The sequence below is a fragment of the Ruegeria sp. THAF33 genome (assembly GCF_009363615.1).
In the GTDB taxonomy this organism is placed as follows: domain Bacteria; phylum Pseudomonadota; class Alphaproteobacteria; order Rhodobacterales; family Rhodobacteraceae; genus Ruegeria.
The window spans coordinates 974,888-995,802 of sequence record NZ_CP045384.1 but is presented as its reverse complement, the minus strand read 5'-3'; the positions used below and the strand labels follow the sequence as shown (position 1 = coordinate 995,802).

The 20,915-nt window shown below is 59.2% G+C and carries 18 protein-coding genes; 4 read left to right on the top strand and 14 right to left on the bottom strand.

The window, feature by feature from the left end; genetic code table 11:
• Nucleotides 1–16 precede the first annotated feature (16 nt).
• Nucleotides 17–1,036, bottom strand: coding sequence for a D-xylose ABC transporter substrate-binding protein (gene xylF / locus FIU92_RS05015; protein ID WP_152457515.1), 1,020 nt, complete (start codon nucleotides 1,034–1,036; stop codon nucleotides 17–19).
• Between the two features lie 153 nt (nucleotides 1,037–1,189).
• Here xylF and FIU92_RS05010 point away from each other — a divergent pair, with 153 nt between their 5' ends.
• A complete protein-coding gene (locus FIU92_RS05010; RefSeq protein ID WP_152457514.1) occupies nucleotides 1,190–2,407 on the top strand; it encodes an ROK family transcriptional regulator in 1,218 nt (405 codons plus the stop codon).
• A 1-nt stretch (nucleotide 2,408) separates the two neighbouring features.
• A complete protein-coding gene (locus FIU92_RS05005) occupies nucleotides 2,409–3,908 on the top strand; it encodes a CRTAC1 family protein (RefSeq protein WP_254705359.1) in 1,500 nt (499 codons plus the stop codon).
• Here the strand turns inward: FIU92_RS05005 and FIU92_RS05000 are convergent, their stop codons facing one another.
• Genes FIU92_RS05000 through xylB form a run of 3 tightly spaced genes read right to left on the bottom strand, consistent with a single transcriptional unit; the run spans nucleotide 3,909 to nucleotide 7,608 of the window.
• Nucleotides 3,909–5,207 (bottom strand): cytochrome-c peroxidase, encoded by a 1,299-nt coding sequence (locus tag FIU92_RS05000; protein ID WP_371419733.1) that lies wholly within the window; start codon nucleotides 5,205–5,207, stop codon nucleotides 3,909–3,911.
• A complete protein-coding gene (locus FIU92_RS04995; RefSeq protein ID WP_152457512.1) occupies nucleotides 5,204–6,151 on the bottom strand; it encodes an aldose epimerase family protein in 948 nt (315 codons plus the stop codon). Before FIU92_RS04995 ends, FIU92_RS05000 begins: the two co-directional genes overlap by 4 nt.
• Nucleotides 6,151–7,608, bottom strand: a complete 1,458-nt coding sequence (gene xylB, locus FIU92_RS04990; RefSeq protein ID WP_152457511.1) for a xylulokinase — start codon at nucleotides 7,606–7,608, stop codon at nucleotides 6,151–6,153. Before xylB ends, FIU92_RS04995 begins: the two co-directional genes overlap by 1 nt.
• Before the next feature lie 322 nt (nucleotides 7,609–7,930).
• On the opposite strand from xylB, the gene FIU92_RS04985 reads away from it, so the two are divergent.
• Entirely contained in the window at nucleotides 7,931–10,360 is a 2,430-nt protein-coding gene (locus tag FIU92_RS04985; protein ID WP_152457510.1) for an FAD-dependent oxidoreductase, read from the top strand.
• 31 nt (nucleotides 10,361–10,391) lie between these two features.
• Entirely contained in the window at nucleotides 10,392–11,396 is a 1,005-nt protein-coding gene (locus tag FIU92_RS04980) for an Ldh family oxidoreductase (protein ID WP_152457509.1), read from the top strand.
• A 62-nt stretch (nucleotides 11,397–11,458) separates the two neighbouring features.
• Here the strand turns inward: FIU92_RS04980 and FIU92_RS04975 are convergent, their stop codons facing one another.
• From FIU92_RS04975 to FIU92_RS04930, 10 genes are all read right to left on the bottom strand, one after another.
• Nucleotides 11,459–12,166 carry an ABC transporter ATP-binding protein gene (locus tag FIU92_RS04975; RefSeq protein ID WP_152457508.1) on the bottom strand — a complete coding sequence of 236 codons (708 nt, stop codon included), beginning with the start codon at nucleotides 12,164–12,166 and terminating at the stop codon, nucleotides 11,459–11,461.
• Nucleotides 12,166–12,897 (bottom strand): ABC transporter ATP-binding protein, encoded by a 732-nt coding sequence (locus FIU92_RS04970; RefSeq protein WP_152457507.1) that lies wholly within the window; start codon nucleotides 12,895–12,897, stop codon nucleotides 12,166–12,168. The genes FIU92_RS04975 and FIU92_RS04970 overlap by 1 nt, the downstream gene beginning before the upstream one ends.
• Nucleotides 12,894–13,841 (bottom strand): branched-chain amino acid ABC transporter permease, encoded by a 948-nt coding sequence (locus FIU92_RS04965; protein ID WP_152457506.1) that lies wholly within the window; start codon nucleotides 13,839–13,841, stop codon nucleotides 12,894–12,896. The genes FIU92_RS04970 and FIU92_RS04965 overlap by 4 nt, the downstream gene beginning before the upstream one ends.
• A gap of 1 nt (nucleotide 13,842) precedes the next feature.
• Nucleotides 13,843–14,694, bottom strand: a complete 852-nt coding sequence (locus FIU92_RS04960; protein ID WP_172978471.1) for a branched-chain amino acid ABC transporter permease — start codon at nucleotides 14,692–14,694, stop codon at nucleotides 13,843–13,845.
• A 65-nt stretch (nucleotides 14,695–14,759) separates the two neighbouring features.
• The gene (locus tag FIU92_RS04955; RefSeq protein ID WP_152457504.1) at nucleotides 14,760–16,040 is read right to left on the bottom strand and encodes an ABC transporter substrate-binding protein; all 1,281 of its coding nucleotides are present in this window, start codon (nucleotides 16,038–16,040) and stop codon (nucleotides 14,760–14,762) included.
• Nucleotides 16,041–16,135: 95 nt separating this feature from the next.
• Nucleotides 16,136–16,546 (bottom strand): Rid family hydrolase, encoded by a 411-nt coding sequence (locus tag FIU92_RS04950; protein WP_152457503.1) that lies wholly within the window; start codon nucleotides 16,544–16,546, stop codon nucleotides 16,136–16,138.
• Nucleotides 16,543–17,724 (bottom strand): malate dehydrogenase, encoded by a 1,182-nt coding sequence (locus tag FIU92_RS04945; RefSeq protein WP_152457502.1) that lies wholly within the window; start codon nucleotides 17,722–17,724, stop codon nucleotides 16,543–16,545. Before FIU92_RS04945 ends, FIU92_RS04950 begins: the two co-directional genes overlap by 4 nt.
• The gene (locus tag FIU92_RS04940) at nucleotides 17,724–18,347 is read right to left on the bottom strand and encodes a BMC domain-containing protein (RefSeq protein WP_152457501.1); all 624 of its coding nucleotides are present in this window, start codon (nucleotides 18,345–18,347) and stop codon (nucleotides 17,724–17,726) included. The genes FIU92_RS04945 and FIU92_RS04940 overlap by 1 nt, the downstream gene beginning before the upstream one ends.
• Nucleotides 18,344–19,723, bottom strand: coding sequence for an aldehyde dehydrogenase family protein (locus tag FIU92_RS04935; RefSeq protein WP_152457500.1), 1,380 nt, complete (start codon nucleotides 19,721–19,723; stop codon nucleotides 18,344–18,346). Before FIU92_RS04935 ends, FIU92_RS04940 begins: the two co-directional genes overlap by 4 nt.
• Nucleotides 19,723–20,907, bottom strand: coding sequence for a hypothetical protein (locus tag FIU92_RS04930; protein WP_152457499.1), 1,185 nt, complete (start codon nucleotides 20,905–20,907; stop codon nucleotides 19,723–19,725). The genes FIU92_RS04935 and FIU92_RS04930 overlap by 1 nt, the downstream gene beginning before the upstream one ends.
• Nucleotides 20,908–20,915: the final 8 nt, after the last annotated feature.

Below are 20,915 nucleotides of genomic sequence, written 5' to 3'. Positions count from 1 at the left end.
TAGTTTGGAACTTGGTTTAGTTACAGGGTGCAGGGCCGTTTTCGACGCCCTGGCACAGGTCTTCCAACGGAATCCAGCCAGCATCGACCACGACGGACAGGTTGTCTTTGGTGATCGGTACAGGCGCAAGGAAGACCGAGTTCATCTCGGTTCCGCCAGGCGAAGTCCATTTGATGGCACCTTCAATGTCCTCGGGGCTTGTTCCATTGCTCAACGCAACTGCAATTTCACCGGCAGCTTTGCCCAGTTCACGCGCATCTTTCCAGACAGAAACGGTCTGCGTACCCTTGGCAACCCGGTTCAGCGCCGCGTGATCGCCATCCTGACCCGAGACCGGAATGCCTTCCATGCCCTGCGCGGTCAGTGCTGCAACAACGCCGCCGGCAGTACCGTCATTCGAGGCCACGACGGCATCAACGTTGTTTTCGTTCGCGGTAAGGATTTGCTCCATGTTGCGCTGTGCGTTCGCCGGCAGCCAACCGTCGGTATAAGCTTCACCCACGATGACGATATCGCCGCTGTCAACGGCGGCCTGGATGATCTCTTGCTGACCGCCGCGCAGGAAATCCGCGTTCGGATCCGTGGGCGAGCCCTTGATCATCACATAGTTGCCTTTCGGCATCGCTTCGAACACCGCGCGGGCCTGCATGCGGCCGACTTCAACGTTATCGAATGTCAGATAGAAGGCACGGTCATCTTCGATCAGACGGTCATACGCGATGACCGGAATGCCTTCGTCTGCCGCCGCCTGCACTGCCGGGCCGATGGCCTGGGAATCCTGCGCCAGAATGATCAGCGCATCGACGCCCTGGGCAATCAGACTTTCAATATCCGACAATTGCTTGGCAGAAGAAGATTGGGCATCCGACGAGATGTATTCCGCACCGCCCGCTTCCAGTGCGGCCTTGATCGCCGCTTCGTCGGTCTTCCAACGCTCTTCCTGGAAATTCGACCAGCTTACGCCGACCGTGGGCTCTGCGAATGCGGCTGTCCCCATCAGGACCGCCACGACAGAGGCGCTGAGAATTCGTTTCATGATTTCCTCCCGGTTTCATTGAGCCATCGTTTCATGATTCGTGGCCCCGATAATTCTGAGTAGCATATTTATTTCAGTCGGTAAAATATTTATGCTATCGGTAACTGAAAAAACCACCTAGGTTGAAACAGGGATCAGATTCGCGAGGGCAAGATGCTGAAAAGCAAAGCTTCTTCAAATGCCACGGACCAAAGGAACGTCACTCGCCTGCGCGTTCTGGAAAAAATCCGGGCCACAGGCACCATTTCGCGAATCGACATCGCCACCGCGTTGGAGACGAGCCCAGCGACCATCACGTCCGCCACTGCCGATCTGCTGTCTGCCGGTCTGATTGCGGAAATAGAAAGCGAAACACCTTCCAAATCAGCGCGCCGCGGCAGACCGCGGGTACAGCTGAAACTAAATGGCGCGTCACATCTGATCGCGGGCGTGAAAGTCGCCCGCCAGCAGGTTTCAGTCATTCTCGTGGATTTTGAAGGAACCGAAATCACTTCGTACACGCATCCGCTGGACCAAGCCCGCATGGCCCCGGATGCGTTTGCCAAGAAGATCCGCGGCGTGCTTGATCAGGCCTGCGCCTCGGCAAACCGATCCCTTGCCGATTTGTCAGGTGTCTGCATCGGCATCGCTGGCCTTATCGATGCAAATCAGAACTTTGTGCATTGGTCATCTTCGCTGACGGAACGAAATGTGGATTTGAGCCCGCTGTTGTCCAAGGTGCTCCCCTGCCCCGCCTTCATCGAAAACGACGCCAATCTGGTCGCAAAGGCGGAACAGCTTTTTGGGTTGGGAAAGGGGCTGAAGAACTTTTTGGTTGTTACGATCGAACATGGCATCGGCCTGGGCATCGTCCTTGATGGCAAGCTTTATCGCGGTGAACGCGGATGCGGCGCAGAATTCGGGCACCTCAAAGTTCAGTTGGACGGTGCCTTGTGTCAGTGCGGCCAGCGCGGATGCCTCGAGGCCTATGTGGGGGAATACGCCCTGATCCGCGAAGCCACGATCGCCAGTGAAGCAACGGATCCCCGCACTCTTGTCGATATACTTGCAGCAGCAAAAGCCGGCGACGCCCGATCCATTTCCGTTCTGGCCCGCGCGGGCCAAATGTTCGGGATGGGAGTTTCGAACCTGATCAATCTGTTCGACCCCGAGTGCATTATCCTGTCCGGCGCCAGAGGCCGCTTTGATTACCTGCATTCAGACGAGGTGATGGCACGTGTCCAAAACGGCGTCGTCAGCGTCGACGCGCCGTTGCCGGAAATCAAGGTCAACCACTGGGGCGATTCAATGTGGGCAAAAGGGGCAGCGGCTTATGGAATTGAACAAGTCTCTATCCTGAAGGTCAGGGAACTGGCGGCTCATGCGAACTAAGATGGCAATCTTGCTTGCGGCAGGTTCCGCTGCCGCTGCGGACACCGTTCCACCCCGCTTTCAAAAGATGGAAACCCCCGGCCATGTTTACGATGGCGGCTGGGAACATTTCGTCGGCGGGGGTGTCGCGGTCTTCGACTGCAATGATGACGACCGCCCTGAAATGTTCGTGGCAGGCGGATCAAGCCCAGCGCAATTGTTCATCAACACATCCGACACAGAGGTCCGTTTTCTTCAGGATAATCCCGGCCATCTATCCTTGACCCGTGTGACCGGCGCATACCCGGTGGATATTGACGGCGATGGGTTCCTGGACCTTGCGGTTTTGCGCGTAGGCAAAGACCTGTTGCTTCGTGGCAAACCGAACTGCGCGTTCGAGCCGTTCACGGCACTGAGTTTTCAATCTCAGGACCATTGGACAACCGGCTTTTCCGCCACTTGGGAACGTGGGCAAACCCTGCCAACGCTGGCCTTTGGAACCTATGTCGACCGAAGCAATCCGAATGGACCTTTTGAGGCTTGCGGGCCGACGCTTCTGTACCAACCCCAAGGCGAAAAATACGGCGATCCTGTCCGTTTGGAACCCGGTCACTGTTCCCTGTCGATCCTGTTTTCCGACTGGGCGCGCACGGGTCGCGCGGATCTGCGTGTCAGCAATGACCGCCACTATTATGTGCGTGGCGGGCAAGAGCAATTGTGGGCCATGGAAGACACCCCGCGCCTGTACAGCGAGGCCGATGGATGGCTACCCTATTCGATCTGGGGCATGGGGATCGCCTCGCGGGATCTGACCGGTGACGGGTTTTCCGATGTTTATCTGACGTCCATGGGGGACCAGAAATTCCAGGTTTTTGATCCTGCACCAGATGGGCCGACATGGCGGGATGCAACCTACGACCGTGGAACAACGGCACACAGGCCACATGCAGGAGGAGACGGCCGCCCCTCGACCGGCTGGCATGCACAGTTCGGGGACGTCAACAATGACGGGCTGGACGACATTTTCGTCGCCAAAGGCAATGTTGAGCAGATGCCCGACGCGGCGCAGAACGACCCCAACAATCTGTTGATGCAGACTTTCACCGGTCAGTTTGTCGAAACAGCATCAGAGGCTGGTGTCGCGTCCATGGCAAAGTCCCGCGGCGGGGCTCTGGCGGATTTCAACGGGGATGGATGGCTGGATTTGGTGGTGGTCAATCGCGGCTCGGACCTCGAGGTTTTTCAGAATGAGCCGACGACCGGCAACTGGCTCATGATTGATCTCGGCCAGAGCCACCCCAACAGACAGGCAGTCGGCAGTTTTATTGAAGTCAAGACGCCCGAGGGCATTCAAACCCGTGAAGTGACCATTGGCGGGGGGCACGCCAGCGGAATTGCCGGGTTCCACCACTTTGGTCTGGGAGACCTCGAAACCGCAGAAGTACGGGTGATCTGGCCTGATGGTGAACATGGAGATTGGCAGAAGGTAGATGCCAATCAGGTGATCCGCCTCAGCCGTTGATCATTGATCGACGGGCAATCCGCTGGGAACCGATTGGGGAACACCCAACCGAACTGCCGGATCTTCCAGCGTGCCCAGAAAACTCAGGATGGCATCGACCTCGTCATCACTCAGGTCGATGGGCGCCAGATCGTTTGACGCAGCTATGGCTTCGACATGCCGGGGATCAAGCAAAGCCTTTTGATCCTCTGCCCCGAAAAACTCTGGCAGGTCAGCCATTTCGATGGCGTAGTTCCGCAAAGCGGAAACCGGATCCAGATGATGACGCACGACATCCTCAAGCCGTGCGTAGGCACCGCTGTGGCCATATGGCGCCGTCAGGGTCACGTTGCGCAGCGAAGGCGTGCGGAATGCGAACGCATCATCCTCGTCGCCCGTGACGCGCAGTCGCCCGTCATCCCGTACATGATTTTCGAAACGGGCTGATTTTCCGGGGCCGATCTGAGGCATGGCGATGGAATAGAACCCGTGATCGGTCTGGAACCAGCCGGAATGGCAGGCACTGCATCCAGCCTTTCCGTAGAACAGCTCCATCCCCAGCTGCGCTTGTTCGGGCAGCCTATCTTCGCCTCGCATCGCACGATCAAACAGGCTGTTGTCAGCCCGCCACTCAAACGCGATGAAATCGGCAATGACATTGGCGATTGCGGTAAAGGAGATGTCTTCTCCGGGCGCAATGTCATTAAATCGCCTTTGATACTCTGGTATCGCCGCCACGCGCGCGGCGATCAGATCCCAGGCGCCACCCTCTTGGGTCAGCAAGCCGAGTCGTACGGCCTTGCTCACCTCGTTTTCAGAATAATGCCCCGCCATTTCGTCAGGTGACAGCACCGGAAACATCGCCTGCGCCGCCAAAGCCGATTTGAACCCGGGCCTCATATGCGTCCCCAACGGGGTTCTGATGCCATTGGGCTGTGACGGGTCCGTCTCAAGGCGGCCGTCATGGAAAAACGTCGTGAATTCCAGCGCCCCGAGGTTCCACATCGCGGGCGAGTTCCGGGGAATGCGCTGCTCGGGTCTGTTGTCTTGTGTGACCTTGCGCTGACCACCCAGCCCAGCCCCACCTTCGCCGATACCCAGTGAAAGCCCGTCGGACGTTCCCAGCTTCGGATGATGACAGGTTGCGCAGCTGATGTTCTTGTTGCCCGACAGGATCGGATCGTAGAACAGCAGTTGCCCCAACTCTGCGTTTGAAAAGTCAGGTTCGGTGAATTCAGGTTTCGGACCAAGGTCTTGCGCCTGAGCAACTGAAAGCGACATCCAGATGCCTACGGCATGTGCTGCAATCTGAAGTCTCATGATCGTTCCTCGGAAATCTCAAGTGTCAGAGTTTGTTGATACGGGTTGTCCGGCGTATGGATGACGGTCGGGAACGCGGGGACATTCACGGCGTTCGGATATCCTGACGGTTCAATGCACAGCCCCGCACACGGGCTAAATCGGCCTGACAGATGTGCTCCGGCATAGACCTGTGCACCGGGTTGATCTGAATACAGGTTCATCCTCAATCCCGAAGGTGCCCTGACCTCTGCGACCGCATGATCATGGGTTCCACCGTCATCAAACACAAAATAATGGTCCAGCTCGCGCCCCTTTGCCCCGACGGTGCGTGACAACGCGAAATCTGGCACACTGTCGCCGACGGCTGAGATATCTCCGGAAGGAACGGAACGCGCGTCCAGCTCCAGCACCCGGTTCGACCTCAGCCTGAGCCGGCAGTCCAGGATATCCTCAGGACAGCCCAGAGTGTAATAATTGTGCTGCGCGATGCTGATCGGCGTCGGGCGATCCGGGCGCGCCCTGATTGTGTAGATCAGACGCGGACAGGTCAGTTCGACATGCACCTCGAATTTGACTTCACCGGGAAAACCGCCTTCACCTTCAGGTGAAGTCAAGGACAGAACCGCCTGATTTGGAGAGGTTTTCACGATATCCCAGTATTTGCGCGACAGCCCGCTCGGACCACCATGCAGCGTGGTCGGCCCTTCGTTTGCTGTCAGGTGATGAACGCGCCCCTGCAATGCAAACTGTGCCCCGCCGATGCGGTTGGCCACTCGCCCGACCATCGCGCCAAGGTAAAACGGGTCCGACAGGTAATCCTGCGGGTTTTCGTAGCCCAATATCAAAGGTGTTTCGCCAAGCCACCAGCCTTGCGTGATTGCGCCATAGTTCAACAGGGAAACGGACATGTTGCCGTCTTCCAGAAGGACCTGCTCGACAGGCATGGATTTGGGATCAGCCATCAGCGCGCGGCCAAAGGGGACAAAGCAGCATAGTATTCGCGATACCGCTGATATTCCGCCTCATATGCGCCGGACAGCTCGACACGTGGTTCAACACGCTCAGCGACTTCCGGGGCCAGCATGACATCCCTGGGGTCGGTGCCGTCCACCGCACATGCAGCAAGACGCGCTGCGCCTATGGCTGCGCCGAACCCACTTCCATGGGGCACAGCAAGCGGCGTGTTCAGAACCGTGGCCAGCGTTTCCAGCCAAAACCGCGACCGCGCACCGCCACCGACGACCAGAAGACTTTCGGGATTGGTGCCCGTGCTTTTGAGCGCCTCCAAACAATCGCGCATGGCAAAGGAAACCCCTTCTGTCACGGATTGCGTCAGATCAGCGGGTTCCGATGCGATATCCAGCCCCAGGAATGCCCCGCGTATGTCGCTGTCGTTGTGAGGCGTCCGTTCACCGGACAGGTACGGAAGGAATGTAATCTTTGAAGGCCCCTTCACCGAATCCGGCAGGGTCGACGCCAGCGCACCGACCGGTTGACCGAGATGGCGCGACAGCCAGTTGAGACTGTTGGTGGCCGACAGGATCACACCCATTTGAATCCAGCGATCCGGAACCGCGTGACAAAAACAATGAACGGCTGTTTCCGGCGCGGGCGCATAGCTTTCCTTTGCGACCAGCAGCACACCCGAAGTGCCCAAGGAAAGAAATCCGCTGCCCTCGCCAATACTTCCGATACCGCAGGCCGCCGCCGCATTGTCACCGGCCCCACCGGCAACCACGACGGGCCCGGTCAGGCCCCATTGCCTAAGGATCTCTGACCGCAGTTCTCCGCCTGCCGCACTGCCTTCTACCAGCTCTGGCATTTGGTCCCAGCGCATGTGGCTTAGATCCAGCGCGGTATCTGACCATTCACGTTTTCCAACGTCCAGCCACGCCGTACCGGCGCTGTCGGACATGTCGCTGACATAGGAACCGGTGAGCCAGAAACGCAGATAATCTTTCGGAAGCAACACCTTGGATGTCTTCGCATACATGTCAGGCTCATGACCGCGCACCCATTCCAGCTTGGGTGCGGTGAAGCCCGGAAAAACGATGTTCCCGGTGATCGCGCGCATCGACGGCAGACCATCCAACTCCGCAGCTTCCTGCGCTGATCTCGTGTCGTTCCAAAGGATACAGGGCCGCAGCACACTGCCATCCCGATCCAGCAACGTGGCACCGTGCATGTGGCCGCTCAGACCAACGCCGCGCACCGCAGAAAATGCGGAACCGTTCAACGCGCGTAATTGAGCAACGACGTTTTGGCAGGCCTCTACCCAATCGGACGGATCTTGTTCCGACCAGCCGGGATGCAAAATCGATGTCTCGACACCTGCTTCGGCTTCGGCGACGACTTTGCCCTCTTCGCTGACCACAATTCCCCGAAGACCTGACGTCCCCAAATCCAGACCGAGATACACGCGATTTCCCCCTTCGTATGCCGCACGGATCGCGGGCGCTACAAAGCGCACCCCAAGCCGATGTCAGACCTTACCAGCACAGTTTGCGCTAACACAACAATTCCAAACAAGAGAAGGCCGGTATTTTTGCGCACCGCCTCACAGACCGCGCGAGATCATCGGCAAACCCGATCATGGTTTAACTGAACTCAGCTGGACCGGAAAATTTTTCGAATTGCCTGACGCGGATTTCACGTAAACAGTTCAATCAGTTCTCGGCCCGCTGATTTCGTTTTGACTGACCCTCTAGAAACGAAATCAGCCTCAGGAAGGAATGCGTGGAATGCAGTCAAATGCCAAGGTTGTCGTCGTTGGAGGCGGATGCGTTGGGGCTTCGGTTCTTTATGGTCTGACGCAGCATGGATGCACAGATGCAGTCATGCTGGAGAGAACGACGCTGACCTCCGGCTCTACCTGGCATGCGGCGGGTCTGCTGGTCACATTCGTGCGGTCCCACAACGTTTCGAAGATGACGATGGAGACCATCCGCATCTATTCCGAAGTCGAAAAGAAGATCGGCGCCTCGGTCGGGCTGCGCCAGGTGGGCCAGTTGCGCGTCGCCAATACGGAGGAACGCTGGGACGAGTTCCTGTCCTATGTCTCGATTGCCGAAGCTGCCGGTGTGCCCTGCAAACTGCTGACGCCAGAAGAAATCGCCGAACTGCACCCTCTGCTCAACCAATCGGAACATATTCGCGGCGGCATCCTGCATACCAAGGACGGCTATGTGAACCCGGCCGACATCACCATGGCGATGGCCAGGCTGGCGCGCGAGAAAGGCGCCAAAGTGTTTCAGAACACCGAAGCGCAGGCTTATGAAAAACTGGAAAACGGTCTTTGGAAGGTTACAACCAATCAGGGTGAGATCACTTGCGAACATCTTGTCTTCGCGACCGGAAACTATGCCCGCGAAAACGCGCGTCGTGTTGGTCTGGATCTGCCTTGCATTCCAATCGTTCACCAATATTGGACAACGGAAACCGTTCCGCTGCTGAAAGAACGCCGCGCGCAGGGGTTGCCCGAGTTCCCGATCCTGCGGGATGAAGATTACGGTGCCTATCTGCGCGAAGATGTGGGCGGCATTCAGTTCGGTCCTTATGAGTTCACCAAAGACCTCAAGCTATTTGCCGAAGATCGCGTGCCGCCTGACTTTGGTGCCGACCTCTTGCCCGAAGATTTCGACGCGGTCCAAACGCAGTGGGAACGCGCCATCGAGCGGGTTCCAACACTTGCAGAGGTGGGTATCAAGGCCAACACCCGAGGTCCGTTCCAGATGACGCCGGACGAGTTGCCGCTTGCGGGGCCTGCGCCGGGGTATGAAAACCTGTGGCTGGCCGAAGGCATGCCCGGCGGCATATTGTGGGGTGGCACTGTCGGTGAACGCCTGGCCCGCTGGATTGTCGATGGGGATCCGGGCATGGACATGTCTGAACTCGACCCACGCCGTTTTTCGGATTACGCGTCCAAGCGGTGGACCATGGACAAGGTGCGTGAAACGTGGGGGACCCACATGAACGCGCACATTCCCGGAGAAGACTTTCCCGACGCGCGCCCGATGAAAACGATGGGGTCCTATGACCTGCTGAGCGCCCACGGTGCCGTCTGGACCAGCTTCAACGGATATGAGTTTCCGCGCTGGTTCGCCAAATCGCGCGAGGAAGCTGTTCCGGAACATTCCTTCCGTCGCACCAACCACATGGAACGCGTTCAGGAAGAGGTGCGCACCACCCGTGACGTGGCCGGTTTCATCGAGATGTCGCCGATGACCAAGTTCACCGTGCGCGGACCCGAGGCCGCCGAATGGCTGGATGGCCTCATGGCGAACAAGCTGCCCAAAGTGGGGCGAATGACCCTGTCGCTTTTGTTGAACCCAAAGGGCAGCATGGATGCGGAATATACGGTCGTCCGCCATGCCGAGAATGATTTTTACCTGGTTTCCACCCCGAACTGGCGCGCCTACAACTGGGATCAACTGCGACGTTTGCTGCCCAATGACAGCTCTGTCCTTCTTGAAGATGTTTCAGAACAATTGGGCGTGATTGCTCTGGCTGGCCCCAAGGCACGAGAGATCCTGCAACCATTGACCGACAATGATCTGTCGAACGAAACCTTCCCGTGGCTTTCTGCGCAAATGGGTGAAGTGGGGTACGCCAAGGGCGTTCATCTGCTTCGCGTGTCCTATACCGGCGAGCTTGGGTGGGAACTGCATCACCCGGTCGGTTACAACCGCCATCTTGTCGACCTGCTGCTGAAGGCCGGTGTGAAACCTTTCGGGCTTGAGGCACTGGAATCCATGCGTCTTGAAAAATCCTATCGCGCCATCAATCGCGAAATTTGCAAGGACATGACGCCATACGAGGCCGGCCTTGATCGGTTCGTGGCAACTGATGGTCGCGACTTCATAGGCAAGGCCGCTCTTTTGAAACAGAAAAAGGAAGGGACGTACCGGCGGTTGGTCACGCTGAAACTGCCCTTTGGCGAAACATCGGTGATGTTTGACGAGGGTGTCTATGCTCAGGGCAAGCTGATCGGCCGTGTCACCTCGGGCGGGTTCTCTTATTATTGCAACCACGACATTGCGATGGCACTAGTGCCACAGAACATGACGGCGCCCGGAACGAAAATGCAGGTGCTGGTCCACAATGAGATGCGCGACGCCGTGGTCATCGACACATGTGCTGTTGATCCCGCAAACACACGCCCGCGCGCTTGAGTGCGAAAACAGAAAGACTGGACTCGAACGGATGACCGAACAACCGACAAAAACGCTTTCACTTGCCAAAGTTCGGGACTTGGCCAAATCGGTTCTTGTTTCTGCCGGAGCGGACACGCGCAGCAGTGATGTACTTGCCGATATCGTCACCCGGTCTGAACGGGACGGCCCGCGCAGTCACGGGTTACGCATGTTGCCGGTCTATGTCCAAAGCTTCACGTCCGGCTATGCCAACGGGCACGCGAAGCCCAAAACCGAAAAGGTTGCCCCGGGCGTTTTGCGCTGTGATGCCGACAACGGGTATTATCAGGTCGCAGCGGCAGCGGCCCGCGAGGACCTGATCGCGATGGCCCGGGAAAACGGGATTGCCGCGTTCACCTGTGCGAACTGCCACCATCTGGGTGCGTTACGGTTTGACACCGAACCTTTGGCCGAAGCCGGCTTGGTGGCCTTTGCCGTGATCAACTCGTTGTCCATGGTGGTTCCGCAAGGTGGGGTTCGCCCGGTTTTTGGCACCAACCCCATGTCTTTTGCCTGCCCGCGTGACGGCGACGCGCCCGTGGTCTGGGATCAGGCCTCGTCCATGGTGGCCCTCATGGATATCCGCATGGCCGCTGCCGAGGGGCACGACCTGCCCCGCCCTGCCGGTCTTGATCCCCAAGGCGAGCCCTCAACAGACCCGAATGCCATCCTTGAAACCCGCAGCCTATTGCCGTTCGGAGAGCATAAGGGGGCCGCGATCGCCTTCATGGTTGAGGTGTTGGGCGCAGCACTGGCCGGTGGGACCCTGTCCATGGACAACAAAGAGCGCGAATCCTTCGCCGCCCTGAACATCAAAGGTGGTGCGACCCTGATTGCCATCGATCCCACCCGGTTCGGCAACGCGGCCTTCAACGAATATGTCGCCCGCATCTGCGCCGAGATTTCCGGCAACGGATCCGCCCGGGTTCCGGGGGACGGTCGCCTTGCAAAACGGGCAGCCGCCGAAGCCCATGGCATCGACGTGAGCACCGAGGTTCTGGCCGCACTTGGCTGAAACTGAAATCACCCGCCATCGAATGGCCGGACAGCACCTGCCCGGCTTGCCAACCACGCCACTCAATGGCCGCCGAAATAGGCCTCGAGCAAGCGTTTGTCATTTCTCAATTCGTCGGCCGTGCCCGACGTCTGCATCCGCCCGGACTCCAGCACATAGATGCGGCTGGCAAGCGACAAGGCAAAATTGGCATTCTGTTCCGTGATGACGACGGTCAGCCCGTATTCCTTGTTCAGCTGACGGACGACTTCGGCAATCTCGTGACAGATTTTCGGGGCAAGACCGATCGTCGGCTCATCGACAAGCAGCAGTTCCGGGCTGGTCATCAAGGCCCTGCCAAAGGACACCATCTGCCTTTCCCCGCCGGATTGGGTCGACGTCTCCTGCCCTTCCCGTTCTTGCAGACGCGGGAAAAGACTGTGCACCATCTCAAGGTTGTTTTCGATGTCGTCTCGTGCGGTGAAGGCCCCCACCATCAGGTTGTCGCGCACCGACATATAGGGAAACAGGTTGAACCGCTCGGGCGCATAGCCCACCCCGTGACGCACGATTTCCGAAGGGCTTCGACCGGCAAGGCTGTGCCCGCGCAAGCGGATGTCGCCTTCGATTTTCACAAGGCCCATGATGCTGTCCAACAAGGTGGATTTACCTGCACCGTTCGGGCCGACCACGGCGACAATCTCACCGGGCTGCACCGTGATCGAAATATCGGTCAACGCCTGGGCCTTGCCGTAAAACGCGGACAGGTTCTCGATTTCCAGATAGGACATCAGACGCTCCCCAGATACGAGGCCTGAACGGCCGTGTCGTTCATCACGTCGCTGAACGCGCCTTCGGCAATCATGGTGCCCCGCTCGATGGCGATGGCGCGGTCGATCAGCGGTTCCAGCGCCGGCAAATCATGGCTGACGATCAAAAAGGTCATCCCGTCCTTGCGCATGGATTGTATGAGATCGGAAATCTGCGCGATTTCACCAACTGTCAAACCTGCAAACACCTCGTCCAGCAACATGACTCGCGGTGCCGTGGCCATGGTTCGGGCCATTTCGAGCTTGCGCAGATCACCCATGGCCAGTTCGGCGGGGGAGCGGCTCAGATCCGTTTCCGTGAACCCGACACTCAGCGCAAGCTCTTTTTCCCTGTCCGTATCCGGCGGCGAAACGATCATGCGCCAGATGTCGTCCGGCATCAGGCCCACCCTGATGTTTTCTGCAATACTCATGTCGCCGAACGGCCGAGGTATCTGATAGGTTCTACTGACCCCGGCCCGGATACGCTGAGGCGTCGACAGTGCCGAAATCTCATTGCCGAACAGCTCGATCGTACCGCTGTTCTGCCGCAATTCGCCCATGATCTGGCTGAATACCGTCGTCTTTCCCGCGCCATTCGGACCGATCAGGCCCAGCGACTCTCCTTCTTGCAGCGAAAAGGACAGATCATTCGTGGCCACCAGCCCGCCGAACCGTTTGACGAGACCGGAAACTTTCAGCGCAACGGTCATGCCACCCCCCCTTTCCGCAGTCTTTGAAAGCCGCGTTGTACAAGTTCAACCAATCCCTTTGGCTGATACATGTAGAGAAGCAGTGCTATGGCACCGTAGACGAAATACCGTTCAGCCCCGGGAAGCACGGGGCGCAGGTATTCCAGAAGGAACGTCATGAAGAACGCACCGATCATGGGGCCGATAATGGTCGATGTTCCGCCCAGCAATGCCGCCACGATGATGGTGAAAAGAAAGTTGATGTCAAACAGCGCGCGGGGCGCAAGTGAGCCTAGGTAATGGACATAGAACGCCCCACCCAGACCTGCGATGAACGCGCTGGTCAAAAACGCAAAGGCCTTCAACCGCGTGGTGCTGAGCCCCGAACCGCGCACGCTTTCTTCATTCATCCCGATGGCGGCCAGTGCAGTGCCCAGCCGGGTTTTCATCAGCAGCCACATGCTGACCGCCACGCCGAGCATCAAGGCCGTGGACAGGTAGTAGCCGTTTGCAGCGCCGCGTGTCAGAGTTTGAATTCCCGACATCCCACGTGTGCCGCCGGTCAGATCCGGGCGGATCACCTGAACCAGCTGATAGAGCAGTTCCATGAAAGCCAGCGTGACCAGCGCGAAGTAGCTGCCGCGAATGCGCAGAGCGGGCAACAACACAATCAGGCCTGCGATCATTGTAACCAACACGGCCACAGGGATTGAGATTTCGACCGGCACGTCAAACCGTTTGGTCAGGATGGCAGTCGTATAGGCCCCGATACCGATCAGGAAGGGATGCCCGAAACTCACATACCCGGTCCTGCCCGACAGCACATCCCAGCTGATGGCGAAGATGGCCAGATAGTTGGCAAAGATCATCGTGCGCAGCGTCCCGTTCGAAACGACCTGGGGCAGCAGCAGCATCCCCGCAATCAGGCCGCCCCAAAGGACAAAGTGAAACCAGCGCAGACCCATGTTACAACTCCTCGCGGCCGAACAGGCCCTGCGGTCGCGTCACCAGCACGCCGATGATCAGCAGCATGGTGAAGACACCGCGCAGTTCCGGCGCCAGGGTGGCGACAACGATGACTTCGAGAAAGCCGACGATATGAGCAACGACCAGCGTGCCGATGATCGACCCGATGCCGCCCACAATGACGACGGCCACCGAGATGATCAAAGGCGCAACCCACATTGACGGCGAAAGCTGTGTATAGCTGGCGAAAAACACGCCGCCCAGCGCACCCAGTGCCCCTGAGATACCCCATGTGATCAGGTTGATCCGATCCGGGTCGATCCCTGAAATCGCGGCCCCCTTGGCGTCCATCGACACCGCCTGCATCGCCCGCCCTGTATGTGTCAGGCGGACAAAGGCATACAGGCCCAGCAAAACAGCCCAACTGATCAGCGTTGCAATCAGGATATTATGGGTGACGGACGCTCCGGCCACGTTGATCACGCCCGGCACGATCGGCAGCAGGATCTTGCTGCTGTCGCCAAAGACAAGAACGATCCCGGCCTGAATCACGACCGCCAGGATCAGAGTCGATATCTCGACGGCTACGTGATCCCCTTTCAGGGTCTTGACGATCAGGCGGTATTTCAGAACCCCCATCAGAACGCCCAGAACCACGGCCACCGCAACGCCCATCAGCTTTGGCATTCCCAGCGTCTGGGACACCCAGAAATACATGTACCCGCCGACCATCAGATAGGCACCGTAGGCCAGGTTCAGGACCCGACCGATGCTGAAGATCAGCGTGAAACCCATTGCGATAAGCGCATAGAGACCGCTGAGCAAAAGCCCCTGGATCAGTATTTGCAACATGTAAGGATCCCTGGCTGCGGGTGCGCGCCCCCGCGCACCCATTTCAAGCTAAGCGAACGGACAGGTTACTGTTTGACCCAGCTTGGCAAGGTGAATTCACCCGTCGCGTATTTCTCGGGATAGACAACGGCGGCGGTGCCGTCCTCGTACCATTGGACCACGACCATTGACGGCGCGGCATCGTCGAACGGCTCGGACAGATCAAAACGGATATTGTGCGGGTAAGTCCGGCCAGTCACGGGCTCTACCTCGTCATCGCCCCAGAAGGCGTAACGCAGCCACAGCTGGCCATCCAGTTCCAGAACCAGATCCTGTTTCTTCATCGCATCGGCCCAGCCTTCGACATTGTCGAAACCGCCGGCCTCTTCGGCTGCGGCCATCGCCTGTTTCAGCCCATGATAGGCATTGAACCCGTTGAAATGCGGCAGCAGCGGGCGGCTGTCATACTTCGCCTGATAGGTATCGACAAATTTCTGGCTGGCCGGATCAAGCCGAAACCCAACCGAAGGAATTGGCGACAAGGTCGAGATACCGCCCCCGGCACCGCCCGTATCTTCCCAATATTCCATACCCAGCGCAGCGACGTTCACGCCCGTCATCGCCATCGGCACCTGGAGTTTCACGTATTGCGATGACACAACCTGCGAATTGACCGACGAGACCTGATAGATGAAGTCCGCCCCGGTGTCTTGCGCACGGCTGAAGATCGGAGCGAAATCGACGGTGGCGACGTCATAAGTGATGATGTCCTTGACCTCGATACCCGCAACCGGTGCAAGCGCTTCGGTGACAAGGCCGGTGATCGCCTCGCCAAAGGCCGTATCTTCCGCCAGAATGACGACGGAATCCCACCCCATCTTTTCCTTCAGAACATCCGCGCCAAAGTTGATGTACAACGTGGCCAGCGCCTCATCCGAGGCGATGTTCATGAAATAGGGCGCCATGCTTTCAGGGTCTTCGACCACCATGTCGATGATGCCGATATAGGATGTCCAGGTGTCCAGCGTCGGAATCCGGTATTCCTGCATGCGGGGCAGCCATCCCAGCGACACATCGTCAATCGAGCCCGAGATGATGAAATCGACCTCTTCCGTTTCCGCAAGATATTCATAGGCCCGGATGCCCTCGGTCGGGTCCTGTCCGGTATCCGCCGAGACCAGGGTGATCTGTTCGCCCATCACGCCGCCATTTGCGTTGAGCTCTTCAATCGCAATCTCGGCCCCGCGCAGCGTCGACAATCCGGTGTCCGAGGAAAGCGACCCAATGAATCCTACCTTGATTTCCGCTCCGGCCGCCGAGGCCATGAGCGCGATGCATGTTCCGCTGAGCAGCGCTGTTTTGATCATCACATTAGCTCCCTGTGTCTCATTATGCCTTCTTGTATTCTGTATACAGTACACAAGAACATGGTTCGATCAATTCCTTTCTTGAAGACTCATGTTCAGAATCCGTTGATTTCGCCGTTTTCATCGTGGATCACGGCATCCACGTCGATTTCCACCATCAGCCCCGGCTGTGTCAGCCCAGCCTGAACAGCCGTCAGAACCGGATCGATCCCCTTGAAAACGTCGCCATGCGCCCGCGCGAACGCGCCCGCTTGGGACAGATCGGTCAGATAGGCGCGCACCCGCCCCACATGTCGCAGTTCGGCGCCAACCTCTTTCAGTGCGCCCTCGATGCGAGACAGGATGTAAAAGGTCTGCGCACCAACGTCCCCGGGCGCGTGGATGCGGCCCGTCGGCTCGATGGCCGTTGTCCCGGCAACCCAGACAAAGGGGCCGATGCGCTTGGCCCGAGAGTACGAGGCCACCTCTTCAAACCGTCCGCCGGATTTCCAAAAACGCAGGGTCACAGGCCCAGCCTCACCCGGATCGCTTCGGCCGCGTTTTGCAATGCCGCGTTTTCTTCGGCGGTCAGCCGTAGCTCCTCGACCTCAACCAATCCGCCTGCACCAAGATGAGCTGGCACGCCCAGCACGACACCGTCGATGCCGTATTCCCCGTGCAGCATGACCGAAACCGGAACCGGGCCCGCGCGCGCGCCCCGAATATGATCAATCAATTCGATCGAGGCATGAGCCGGAGCTATCGTTGCAGAGCCTGACTTCCGAAGCGCAACCACCTGACCGCCCCCGGTGATCGCATCCTGAACACAGGCTTCGATCTGTTCGCGGGACAGAAATACATCCAGCGGACGGCCTTTGATCCTGGCACGGCTGGGGATCGGGGCCATTTCGTCCCCATGGCTGCCAAGCGTGAAGGCTTCGACGTCCGCAGGCGTGACACCCGCGGCCATCGCCAGCGCGTTGCGAAACCGGCTGCTGTCCAAAGTTCCTGCCATACCCAAAACCTGTTCGCGGGGGAAACCTGTTGCACGCAGCATCTCGACCGTCATTTCGTCCAGCGGGTTGGTCACCACGATCACGATGGCATTTGGCGCGGCTGACCGGATCGCTTCGGCTGACTGACGGATCACGCGGGCATTCACATCGATCAGATCGGCACGTGTCATGCCCGGACGGCGGGCTCGTCCGGCCGTGACGACGACCACATCCGCCCCGGCCACCAGATCCATCGCTTCGCCACCGACACATCGGGCCCGCGCACCGGTGATCCCGGACGTATGATTGAGATCCAGCGCAGTCGAAGCCGCCAATCCCGGAGTGATGTCGATCAGCGCGATTTCATCCGCCATGTCCGCCATCGCCGCCAGATGCGCGACATTGCCGCCAACACCCCCTGCCCCGATCAAGGCAAGTTTGCCCAGCCTGCGGGCTTTGCGCGGCACACGCGAAGGGGCAACCCATTTGGGTGAACGGCGGTACAGCACCCGGCGCATGGAAACAGCACCATCCGTACGCGGCGGTTTCGGTCGCTCCAGCGGGCCATCCACCAAGGCGATACCAACACGCTCTGCGGTTTCGCGCGCAAGGGCCGTCACGATGTCACCCGGCAAAACCTCGAACACGATCCTGCCCCGGCGGCGCGCATCCTCGACCGCATCCGAGCCTATGACGCGAGGGGTCGCCATCAGCCGTCCTGTCCGTCCACCGCCTCGATTGCACGCGTCGCGGCCTCGACGGCGGTTTTGACCGAATTTTCAGACCCCGAGATGAACAAGCGACCAAACCGCCCCACCGCACGCACCTCGACGATGTCAATCTCGGCGGCCTTTTCGGCCTCGTTCGCGGCAATCGAGATATAGGCGGCCGGCGCACATTCCACGATCCCCAACGTCTGCCCCGGCACGATCAACGCGCCCTTGCGCCATTTGTTCAAAAGCTGCGCCTGATAGGGTTCGACACTTGTGATGATTTGCGTGGAACTGATGGCAGGCTTCAACCGGTCTGTCATGGAAGCCCCAAGTTCGGCCAGCATCGCGTCCCGTGCAGCGGATACTTCGGCGTTTGAAGGTGAGCGGAGGATGAAGAAGCCGAATTCGCGCTCGACCATCTGCGTCGTCGCTTCGACCGAAGACGCCTTGAGCGCCCGGTCGATCAGCGAGAACACGCCATTGCCCGGCGCGAACTCTCCGATCAGCACGGTGTCACCGGACAAAGGCACTGACCCTTGCACCGTCGCGCCGTTGTAGGCGGCGAATTTCGGTTGCAGGTTGTCGATCTGCATCAGCGCCCGGATCGTGATCTCGCTCATGCGCCATACTCCTCGTAAATGTCGCGCCAGGGTCTGCTTTCATACGCGACCCGCTTGATGTTGATGAGATGCAGGGCGGTGACATTGTCCGAGGTGATCGACCCCGACCACGTACCGGTACCCAGCATGAAGGATGGTTCAAGGTCGGTGGAATACCCCATGCCGCCCATGATCCCCGGCGTATTCACCAGGACCCGCCCCGTGGGCACGGTGGAAAACCGAGCGACCACCTCGGGATCATCGGAATGGATGACCGAGGAATGTCCCCAACCTTCGAATTTGGCAATGGATTGCGCCAGTTCGATGCCGTGATCGGTGGACTTCGCCTCGTAAAAGGCCAGCACCGGGTTCAGCTTTTCAGCCGAAAGCGGGCGTTGCCACCCCACTTCGGTTTCTTCCGACACCACACAGCGCGTGCGCGGCGGAATCGAGAACCCCGCAGCATCGGCCAGCGCCTGAGGGCTTTGGCCGACGCGTTCGGGATCCATTGCCCGAACACCCTTGAAGATGACCCGCGCCAGCCGATCAGCCTCGGCCGGGGTGCAGAAATATGCGCCTTTGAGTTTCAGTTCATGGCGCAGATCGCGTGCAATTTCAGGATCGGCGACCACGGCCTGCTCACTGACACAGGCCGTGCCATAGTCGAAGCTTTTTGACGTCACGATCATCTCGGCAACTTCGGACAGATCGCGCGCCTTGGACTTGTGCACGTAACACGGCACGTTCCCCGCCCCGACTGCAAGCGTCGGTTTGCCGCTGGAATAGGCGGCCTTGACCATGGCAGGGCCACCTGTCGCCATGACAACCGACGTGCGGCGATGCTTCATCAATTCGGCGGTGCCCTGAATGGTCACGGCGTCCAGGCATTGTATCAACCCGTTGGGCGCGCCCATCTGTTCGGCAACGCGCGCCATGATGCGGACGGTCTCCTTCCCGCATTCCACGCCGCGCGGATGCGGGGCACAGACAACGGCATTTCCCGCCTTCACCGCAGACAGAACCTTGTAGATGATCGTGGATGTCGGATTTGTCACCGGGATAAGCGCCGCGACCACACCCATCGGCTCTCCGAAGGCCGCGATCTTTGTCGCATCGTCCCGCCACAACAGGCCCAGCGTCGTGACGTCCCGCAGGTAATCGGCGACCGACAAGGCGTTGAACAGATTCTTGACCCGCTTGTCTGCTACGTTGCCGTACCCGGTTTCCTCGACCGCCAATTGCCCCAACCGTTCGGCTTCAGGTTCGATCGCCCGAGCCATGGCTTCGACGATGGCATCCACCTGTGCCGGGTCGGTGCCGAGAAAGGCGCGATAGGCTTCGAAAGCCGTTTCAGCAGCGCGCCGTGCGGCGGCGATGGATTTCAGATCAGCGTCCATCACGAGGCTCCGGTGGCAATGGTGTCAAAGATACGGCGGGCCTGATCGACATCGCCTGCGGAAATTCCGATGGTTTCCAGCCTGCGCCCGGATGCGGCCACGTCAGCACCCAGGATGCGATCTGTCATGCAGATCAGGCTTTCCGTCAGAGGCGCAGTCAAACCTGCAAGCTTTGCGGCGGAAACAAGGGGCACCAGTGATCCCAAGACGCCGTCGCGCATCAATTGGCGCGCGGCCTGCCGATCCGGGACCGGACGCGCGCCCGCCCCCCGCTCGGCGCCGGCATAGGTCGCGATCCAGTCATCGGTCTCGGGCAGGTTTCGAACGCCAAAGGCCTTTGCGACCTGCCGCCTTTCGCCAGCCAACCGGTGGATCACCTCATGCTGTTCCGGCCCTATGAGCGCAGAGAATGTCCGGTTGCCTTCCAGCGGCACCCCGCCCATCGGCACCTCTGGTCCACCGGACCCCAGCCCCGCGCCACTAAGGATCAACGCCGGAATCTCGACCGCTGCGGAAAGATCGGCAAAGCCTGAGGCCAGAACCGAATCCAGCGGCTGGATATTCGAAAGATAGGGTTGCAGCGCTTCAAGAACGTCCGCGCGGCCTCGGGGCAATGTCGCAGCAGCCATCGGTGCCGCCTGCGTCAGGGTCAGGCCCGCACCTTCGGCCTGATACCAGTATGGCAGGCCCTGCGCCTCGACCAGAGTAACGTCGGCAATGCAGCCGCCTATTCGCAGCATCCAGACCGCTTCGACCGCGCCCAAAGAGCGACCGGGCGCCAAAACAAGAACCTGCCCATCGTGCAGATGATCGGCCAGCACCATCGCATAGGTGCGCTGTTTGTGGATCGGCCCGGTCAGAAAGATCGCCTGTGCGTCCCGCACTGCTGCATCCAACTCTGCCGTGGTGCGGATCGAAGGCCCGTCGCGATCCACCTGATACGTGCCCACAGGCCCTTCGCCGCGAATGCTGATGCCCGAGGATTGGGCAAGCAATGACAGTTCCGCCCCATAGGCCGAAAACAGCGTAACCTCAGCCCCTTCGGCCAGACACAGCGCTGCCAGAAGACGGGCATCCGGGCCGCCACCCAATACAGCAATGCGCTCAAACCTTTGGGCAACGGGTGCATCCCGTGTCGCGCCACGTGTCACCGCGCGCGTGAAATCCTCGAAACCGGCTGACATGGTACCTC